The sequence below is a fragment of the Rhizobacter sp. P2_H2 genome, from assembly GCF_056403375.1.
In genome coordinates this window covers 1-2,336 of record NZ_JBFUFP010000879.1, presented here as the reverse complement: position 1 = coordinate 2,336, position 2,336 = coordinate 1, and the positions used below count along the sequence as shown (strand labels likewise).

Here is a 2,336-nt window from a genome sequence, read left to right as displayed (position 1 = left end):
GCGTGGCGCGTTCGCGCTGACGCGCCCGCCCGGCCACCACGCCGGCGCCGATTTCTTCGGCGGCTACTGCTTCCTGAACAATGCGGCGCTGGCCGCGCAGACGCTGCGCGATGGCGGCTTCGAGCGTGTCGCGGTGCTCGACGTCGACTACCACCACGGCAACGGCACGCAGAGCATCTTCTACGAGCGGGCCGACGTGCTGACGGTGTCGCTGCATGGCGATCCGCGCACCGAGTACCCGTTCTACCTGGGGCATGCGGACGAGCGCGGCGCCGGGGCCGGCGTGGGCTTCAACCTGAACCTGCCGCTGCCGCGCGGCACCGACTTCGCGCGCTGGCGCGCGGCGCTGGGTGCGGGCACCGAGGCGATCGGCCGCTTCGGCGCGCAGGCGCTGGTGGTGTCGCTCGGCGTCGACACCTTCGAGGGCGACCCGATCTCCAGCTTCGCGCTGCGCAGCGCCGACTACCTGCAGGTGGGCAGCGACATCGCCGCGCTGCAACTGCCGACGGTGTTCGTGTTCGAGGGCGGCTACGCGGTCGCCGAGGTCGGCGTCAACGCGGTCAACGTGCTGGAAGGCTTCGAGAAGGGCGCTGCATGACATTCGAAATCCGGCAGGCGGACAGCGTGCGGCAGTTCGCGGCGGTGGAGACCGCGCCTGAACACGTCGACGACACCGCGCGTTACCTCGAAGGGCTGTTCGCCTCGGGGTCGTCGCGGCCTGAGTGGTGCTTCGTCGCCTGGCGCGACGGCCGGCCCTGCGGGCGTATCGCGTTCTGGGCCCTGCCGCGGGTCGGCCGGCCGCTCGACATCGTGCTGCTGAACCTGCCCTGGGAAGGCGAGGCCGACGCCATCGGGCGGGCGCTGCTGGATGGCGCGCGCCGGGCGATGGCCRACGCGGGCCTGACGACCGTGGGCCACTGCCACGACCACCCGCCGCGCACGCCGCAATGGCAGACGCACGGCGACGCGCGCCTGGCCTTGCTGGCCGGCCTGGGTTTCAGGACCCAGCGCGACACGCTGCGCTTCGAGGCGGCGCTGGCGCCGGGCGCCGCGGTCGACACGGGTGATCTGCACCTGCGTGCGGCGACCCCGGATGACGAGACCCTGCTGCGGCAGATGGTGGCCGCGGTGGCGGCGGCCTCGCGCGACCAGATCGACATCGAGACCGTCGCGGCGCATGGCGCGCAAGCCCATGCGGCCGAACTGATCGCCGACCTGCGCAGCATGCGCGTGGACCCGGGCTGGTGGCAGATCGCCCTCGATGCGCAGGGCACGGCCGTGGGCCTGGTGCTGCCGGTGGCGGGTGCCGACTTCGGCAGCATCGGCTACATCGGCGTGCTGCCGGCCCACCGCGGGCGCGGCCATGTCGATGTGCTGCTGGCTGCCGCGACGGCCCTGCTGCGCGATGCCGGCCTGCCGCGCCTGGTCGCGGACACCGACCGCTCGAACACCGGCATGGCCCGCGCCTTCACGCGCGGCGGGTGGCGACAGTTCGGCGAGCGTCGCGAGCTGCTGCTGCCGGCTTGAGCCCGAACAGGATGCGCAGCGGCCCGCTGCGCAGTGCGAGGCGGTAGCCGATCCAGCCGAGCATGAAGGTGCCGCCGACCAGCAGCGGCGCTTCCGCCTCGAACGGCAACGCCCATGGCAGCAGCGCGTGCACCAGCAGGATGATCAGCGTCTGGTGCAGCAGGTAGAGCGGGAACACCGCCTCGGCGAGGGTCTTGCGCAGCGGGTGGTCGGCGTTCCAGTGCCGGTGGGCGAAGCCGATGGCGGCGACCAGTGCGCCCCACTGCAGCACGCAGAACGCGAGCGCGCGCAGCCACGGCCAGCCGGCCCCCGACATCAGCAACCCTTGCAGCGCGAGCCAGCCTGCCGCGGCCGACAGCAGGGCCCACCAGCGCCAGCGCTGCGCGTCCTGCGCCAGGCTGGCGGCTTGCGCCAGTGCGGCGCCGAACGCGAACATCGCCAGGTACTGGCCGTGCATGAACCAGTCGTCGAGCAGCGCATGCGTGGCCGGGAAGCGGCGCGCCATCAGCAGGCGCCACCCGAACAGCAGCGCGAGCGGCAGCCACAGCAGGCGCGGRCCGGCCAGTGCGCGGGCACCGAGTTGCGCGACGCCTGGCAGCAAGCCGGGGCGCCAGCGCAGCGCGCCCCACAGCAGCAGCGTGTAGGCGAACAGGTAGGGCAGGTACCACAGGTGGTTCCAGGTCGGCAGCACCAGGCAGCCGTGCACCGCATCGCAGAAGCCGCTGCCGCCGCGCAGGTAGAGCGGGATGAAGTCGAGGTAGCTGCCGGCGTAGCCGTAACGGCGCTGCACCTCCAGCCAGGACTGCGGC

General features: G+C 72.9%; 3 protein-coding genes. 2 read left to right on the top strand and 1 reads right to left on the bottom strand.

What is annotated here, in order from left to right:
• A partial coding sequence (locus tag AC1D15_RS27660; RefSeq protein WP_477828526.1) for a histone deacetylase family protein occupies positions 1–598 on the top strand: 598 nt, incomplete at its 5' end.
• Positions 595–1,527 carry a GNAT family N-acetyltransferase gene (locus AC1D15_RS27655; RefSeq protein ID WP_477828525.1) on the top strand — a complete coding sequence of 311 codons (933 nt, stop codon included), beginning with the start codon at positions 595–597 and terminating at the stop codon, positions 1,525–1,527. The genes AC1D15_RS27660 and AC1D15_RS27655, both read left to right, overlap by 4 nt.
• Here the strand turns inward: AC1D15_RS27655 and AC1D15_RS27650 are convergent.
• On the bottom strand, positions 1,469–2,336 hold an 868-nt coding region (locus tag AC1D15_RS27650; RefSeq protein WP_477828524.1), incomplete at its 5' end, for an acyltransferase family protein. The two genes, AC1D15_RS27655 and AC1D15_RS27650, sit on opposite strands and share 59 nt — an antisense overlap.